General features: G+C 73.7%; 5 protein-coding genes. 2 read left to right on the top strand and 3 right to left on the bottom strand.

Annotation, left to right across the window (positions count from 1 at the left end):
• On the bottom strand, positions 1–3,127 hold a 3,127-nt coding region (locus ACJ73U_RS36055), incomplete at its 3' end, for a BTAD domain-containing putative transcriptional regulator (protein ID WP_407782241.1).
• 45 nt (positions 3,128–3,172) lie between these two features.
• Between ACJ73U_RS36055 and ACJ73U_RS36050 the strand changes: the two genes are divergently transcribed.
• Positions 3,173–4,099, top strand: a complete 927-nt coding sequence (locus tag ACJ73U_RS36050; RefSeq protein ID WP_407782240.1) for a 5'-3' exonuclease H3TH domain-containing protein — start codon at positions 3,173–3,175, stop codon at positions 4,097–4,099.
• On the opposite strand, the gene ACJ73U_RS36045 is transcribed toward ACJ73U_RS36050, so the two are convergent.
• Entirely contained in the window at positions 4,065–4,217 is a 153-nt protein-coding gene (locus tag ACJ73U_RS36045; RefSeq protein WP_407782239.1) for a hypothetical protein, read from the bottom strand. The two genes, ACJ73U_RS36050 and ACJ73U_RS36045, sit on opposite strands and share 35 nt — an antisense overlap.
• An 87-nt stretch (positions 4,218–4,304) precedes the next feature.
• Between ACJ73U_RS36045 and ACJ73U_RS36040 the strand changes: the two genes are divergently transcribed.
• Positions 4,305–4,721: a GNAT family N-acetyltransferase gene (locus ACJ73U_RS36040; protein WP_407782238.1), complete on the top strand. Its 417-nt coding sequence runs from the start codon at positions 4,305–4,307 to the stop codon at positions 4,719–4,721.
• Positions 4,722–4,771: 50 nt separating this feature from the next.
• Here ACJ73U_RS36040 and ACJ73U_RS36035 read toward each other — a convergent pair whose 3' ends face one another.
• Positions 4,772–5,413 (bottom strand): TetR/AcrR family transcriptional regulator, encoded by a 642-nt coding sequence (locus ACJ73U_RS36035; protein ID WP_407782237.1) that lies wholly within the window; start codon positions 5,411–5,413, stop codon positions 4,772–4,774.
• Between the last annotated feature and the right edge of the window lie 160 nt (positions 5,414–5,573).

Below are 5,573 nucleotides of genomic sequence, written 5' to 3'. Positions count from 1 at the left end.
GGTCGACCCGCGCGTAGTCGAGCACCGAGAGGTCCTTCGCGCCGCGCAGGCCCTCGCCCGCCCCGAGCAGCCGCGCGGCGAGGTAGGGCTCGCCGCGATGGCGGGCCAGGTCGGCGATGCCCACCAGCACATGGGCCACGATCGGCGCGTCGTTGCTCTCCAGCGCCAGCTCCAGCGCGTCGCGGTGGCGTGCCACGGCTTCCGCCAGGTCGCCGGTCGCGGTGGCGAGGTACCCGCACGAGCTCTCGATCCCCGCGCAGAACTGCGGCGCGACGGTCCGGTTCCGCGTGCGGTACACGGTCCTCGCCACCGCGGACGCCCTGTTCAGCAGCCGCGCGGCCGCCGCGTGGTCACCGGCCACGCGCGCGAAGTCACCGCGGGCGTGGGCGACGGCGGCGTGGCTGTCCGGCCCGCCGGACAGCTCCGCGTCGCGCTCGGCCAGCTCCAGCTCGGCCTCGACCCGGTCCCACTCGCCGAGCAGCAGGTGCAGCCCGGCGAGCTGGAGCCGGTAGCGCACCAGGTCCTCGTTCCTGACGATCTCGGCGAACAGCCGGCTCGCCTCCGCGTAGTGCTCCGCCGCCGTGGCGAACTCACCGCGCCAGGCCAGCAGCTGCGCGAGTGAGGAGAGGGCGAACGACATGCCCCACCGCTCGCCGGCCGTCCGGAACGCCGCGAGCGCGACGCGGAGGTCCTTCTCGGCCTCCTCGTGCATCAGTCCCGCGTTGAGCGACCCGTGGGCACGCATCACCCGCGCGGCGCCGAGCACCCACGGGTCGTCGTCGGTGAACAGGACGTCCGAGACGTACATCCGCAGGCTCTCGGTCGGCCTGCCGTAGGTGTGCATCACCTCGTTCAACGGCAGGACCAACCGCAGGACCGGGTGGTCACGCACGTCCTCGGTGCGCGCGATCTCGACGGCCCTGCCGAACCACCTGATGGCCCGCTGCTGGTCGTAGACCCCGTCGATGGCGAGCATCGCCGCCAGCGCCAGCGCGAGGGCGCGGTCGCTGGGCGGCGCCTCGCCCGGCAGCTCGACGGCCTCGGCCGACAGGTCCGCGCCCTCCGCCTTGTGCCCGTGCAGCCACCAGTACCAGCCCGCGTTCGCGACCAGCCGGCACGCCGCGGCCGCGTCGCCGGACGCGATGGCGGCACGGACCGCGGCGTGCAGGTTGTCGTGGTCGGCCTCCAGCACCGCGAGCCACTCGATCTGCTCCGCCCGGCGCAGGTGGGGCTCGGCGGTGGCGGCGAAGCGGGTGAACCAGTCGACGAACGCGTCCCGGACCCGGTCGGCCTCCGCCGCCTCCGTGAGCCGTTCCCGGCCGTACGCCTTGATCGTCTCCAGCAACCGGTACCGGTCCCCCACGAGCAATACGAGTGACTTGTCAACGAGCGAGGTGAGCAGGTCGAACACGCGGTCCGCGGCCAGGTCCGGGCCAGCGCACACCTGCTCGACGGCCTCCAGCGTCGCCCCCGCGGCGAAGACCGCGAGGCGGCGCAGCAGGGTGCGTTCGTCGTCGTCGAGCAGGTCCCAGCTCCAGTCGACGACCGCGCGCAGCGTCTGGTGCCGGGGCAGGGCCAGCCGGCTGCCACCGGTGAGCAGCCGGAACCGGTCGTCGAGGCGGGCGGCGACCTGGCCGAGCGACATGGCCCGCAGGCGGGCCGCGGCCAGCTCGATGGCGAGCGGCATGCCGTCGAGGGCACGGCAGATGTGCACCATCGCGGGGACGGTGGTCTCGTCCACGGTGAAGCCGGGCCGCACCGCGCGGGCCCGGTCGGCCAGCAGCGCGACGGCCGGGAACGCCGAGGCGGTCGCGGGGTCGGCGTCCGCGGGTGGCAGCGCGAGCGGGTCGACGGGCCACAGCGTCTCACCGGTGATGCCGAGCGGCTCGCGGCTGGTGGCGAGGATCCGCAGGCGGGGGCAGTCGCCGAGCAGCCGGTCGGCGAGCGCGGCCGCGGCGGTGACGACGTGCTCGCAGTTGTCGAGGACCAGCAGCGAGGCGCGGTGGGCCAGCGCGGCGGCGAGCCGGTCGATCGGCGCCTCGGCGGCCTCGCCGATGGTGTGTGGACCGGACACGAGCCTCGGGGCACGCAGGCCCAGCGCGGTGAACACGACCTGCGCCAGGTCGGCGCCGTCGCCGACGGGTGCCAGCTCGACCAGCCACACGCCGTCCGGCCGGCGGTCGAGGAGCGCGCGGCCGGCCTCGGTGGCGAGCCGGGTCTTGCCGGAGCCGCCGGGACCGGTGAGGGTGACCAGGCGGGACTCGCCGACCATCGCGGTGACCCGCGCGAGGTCGGCGTCGCGGCCGACGAAGCTGGTGAGGCCGCTGCGCAGGTTGGTGCGCGCCCGGTTCGGCGGGGTCTCCCGGTCGCCACGGAGGTCGCCACGGAGGTCGCCACGGAGGTCGCCGCGCAGGTCGCCGCGCAGGAGGTCGACGTGCAGGGCGGCGAGCTCGGCGGACGGGTCGGCACCCAGCTCGTCGGCGAGGGCGTTCCTGATACGGCTGTATTGGGCGAGCGCGTCCGCGGTGCGGCCGGCGTGGGCGAGGGCACGCATGAGCAGGCCGGCGAACCGCTCGTGCAGCGGGTGCTCGGCGACCAGCGACTCCAGCTCGGGGACGAGGTCGGCGTTGTGAGCGAGCTCGGCCTCGATCCGGTCGCCGGTGGCGGCGAGGCGCAGCTCGGTCAGCCGCGCGATGGGTGCCTGGGCGAACGCGGCGACCGCGGCGTCGGCGAGCGCGGGCCCGCGCCAGAGGGCGAGCGCCTCGCGGAGGATCGTGCTGGTGGTGGCCGGGTCGGTGGCGAGCGTGGCGCGGCCACGCGCGGCGAGCCGTTCGAAGCGGTGGACGTCGACGTCGTCGGGGTCGAGCGCGAGGCGGTAGCCGGTGGGCCGGGACTCGACCGTGAGGCCGGTGCGACGCAGGCGGGAGACGAGCGCCTGCAGGGCGTTGGCGGCCTCGGCGGGTGGCGCGTCGCCCCAGACCCCGTCGACGAGCCGGCTCGTGGTGACCACGCGGCCGGGGTCGAGCGCGAGGAGGATCAGCAGGGTGCGCAGCCGTGCGCCGGTGACCTCGACCGGCGACCCGTCTTCGGCCCGGACGGACAGGGGGCCGAGCATCGCGACACGCACCCTGTTGATTCTGGCCTATGGCGCCGGCATGGCAGGCTGACCCACGTGACCCTCGTGCTGCTGGACTCGGCGAGCCTGTACTTCCGGTCGTACTACGCGCTGCCGGACTCCCTGACCGCGCCGGACGGCACGGTGGTGAACGCGGTGCGCGGGTTCGCGGACACGATCGCCCGGATCCTGACCGAGCGGCGGCCGACGCGGCTGGTGGCGTGCATGGACGCGGACTGGCGACCGGACTTCCGGGTCGAGGCGCTGCCGTCGTACAAGGCGCACCGGGTCGCGGATCCGGTGAACAACGTCGAGGAGGTGCCGGACACGCTGACGCCCCAGGTGCCGATCATCCTGGACGTGCTGGACGCGTTCGGGTTCGCGGTCGCCGAGGCGGACGGCTACGAGGCCGACGACGTGATCGGCACGCTCACCCACCGCGAGAAGACCGACCCGGTCGAGGTCGTCACAGGTGACCGGGACCTGTTCCAGGTCGTCCGTATGGAGCCCACGCCCGCGAGTGTCGTGTACGTGGGCCGCGGGTGGGCCAGGGCGGAGGTGCTCGGGCCGCGCGAGCTGGCCGACCGGTACGGGCTGCCACCGGAGAACGCGGGCCTGGCGTACGCGGACATGGCGCTGCTGCGTGGCGACCCGTCCGACGGTCTGCCCGGCGTGACCGGCATCGGCGAGAAGACGGCGGCCAAGCTGATCACGAAGTACGGCTCGCTGGACGCGTTGCTGGCCGCCGCGGACACCTCACCGAGCGACGTGCCACTGCGAGTCCGAACAGCCCTGACCGACGCGGCGTCCTACGTGGCGGCGGCACCCCTGGTCGTGCGGGTCGCGCTGGACGCGGAGGTCGTGCAGGACCGGGACGACCGGGTGCCCACCGCGCCGCGGGACCTGGACCGGGTGCGGGAGCTGCAGGAGAAGTGGGACCTGGGGGCGCCTATCGACCGGTTGCTGGCGGCCCTACCGGGCTGACGGCCGCTGGTGGGTGCACGGCCGCGAACCCGGAGAGGTCCGGGCCGCTCTGCTCCGGCCCGCAGCCCGCGACCAGCAGCAGGGCGCCCGCGAGGACGGCGACGAGAAGACGAGACACGGGGCGCACGGTACCGGGTGGCCAGGTTCGACCTCCGGCTCGGTGACCGGACGCGGCCTGTGACGGCGGTGGTTCGTACTGTTGGGTGTGATCAGCTACCGGTGGCGCGGCCGCTTCGACGATGTCGAGGTCAACGCGCTGCATGCCGAGGGGTTCGGGGCGTCGGGCGAGGGCTGGTGGGCGCGAGTGAACGGCCACAGCCTGGGGTGGGTCTGTGCCCGGGAGGGCGATACGCTCGTCGGCTTCGTGAACGTGGCCTGGGACGGTGGGGCGCACGCGTTCATCGTGGACACAGTGGTGGCCACGACCGCGCGGCGGCGGGGCGTCGGGAGCGAGCTGGTCGCCGTGGCGGCGGAGCACGCTCGGGATCTGGGGTGCGAATGGCTGCACGTGGACTTCGAGGACCACCTCCGGCCGTTCTACCTCGACCGCTGCGGTTTCCGGCGGACGAGTGCGGGGCTTCTCGCGCTGTCGGGTGGTACCGAAAATGTCGCCGGCCCGTGAGAGGCTGGAACCGGGCCGGAGGCCGCCACCAGCCACCCGCAGGGCGCCGGTCAGGCGGTGCGCAGTGCCAGGACCAGCGTCAGCGCGGTGATCGGGTAGCCGAGCAGTCGTCCCAGCGCGCGGCGGGCGCGGCCGGGCGCGGTGTTGTCGCGGTGCAGTTGTAGTGCGTTGTTCAGTGACAGCATCACGCCGTTGATCTCGAAGATCAGCTGGTCCGGGTCCGTGTCCGCGGGGAGGTCGCCGTCGGTCATGGCAGTGCGGGTCTGGCGGTAGAGGTCGCGGTTCCACACCGTGGCGAGGCCGGCGACCGCGTTGCGGACGCGGCCCGGGCGGTCGTCGAACTCGGCGGCCGCCGCGGTGAAGAAGCAGCCGCCGGGGAGGACGCGGCGTTCCAGGTAGGACACCCACGCCTTGCACATCGCCAGCAGTGTGGGCAGGCCCGGGGGGAATCCCCTGGCCTTGTCGGCGACTTCTCGGGTGAAGATCTCCGCTGCCGCGTCGACCACCGCCAGCTGCAGCTCCTCCTTGGAGCCGAAGTGACCCAATACGCCTGACTTGCTCATGTCCAGCTCGGTCGCCAGGCGGCCGATCGTCAGGCCCTCCAAGCCCTCCTTCGACGCCAGGCGCACGCCTCGCGCCAGGATGTCGGCCCTCGTCTGGCGGGCCTCGGCAACTGACCGTCGCGGACTCACAAGCCAACACTGTAGCATTTGGCGACCGAACGTTCGGACGCTAAAGGAGCGCGATGACCGGGTCACGCATCACCGGGATGGGACACCACCAACCCGAGCACGTCCTCACCAACGCCGACCTCGCCACCACGGTCGACACCAGCGACGAGTGGATCCGCCG

Origin of the sequence: Actinophytocola sp., assembly GCF_045807065.1 — a bacterium.
Lineage (GTDB): Bacteria > Actinomycetota > Actinomycetes > Mycobacteriales > Pseudonocardiaceae > Actinophytocola.
The sequence above is the reverse complement of the archived record's forward strand: the minus strand, read 5'-3'. Positions and strand labels throughout refer to the sequence as shown.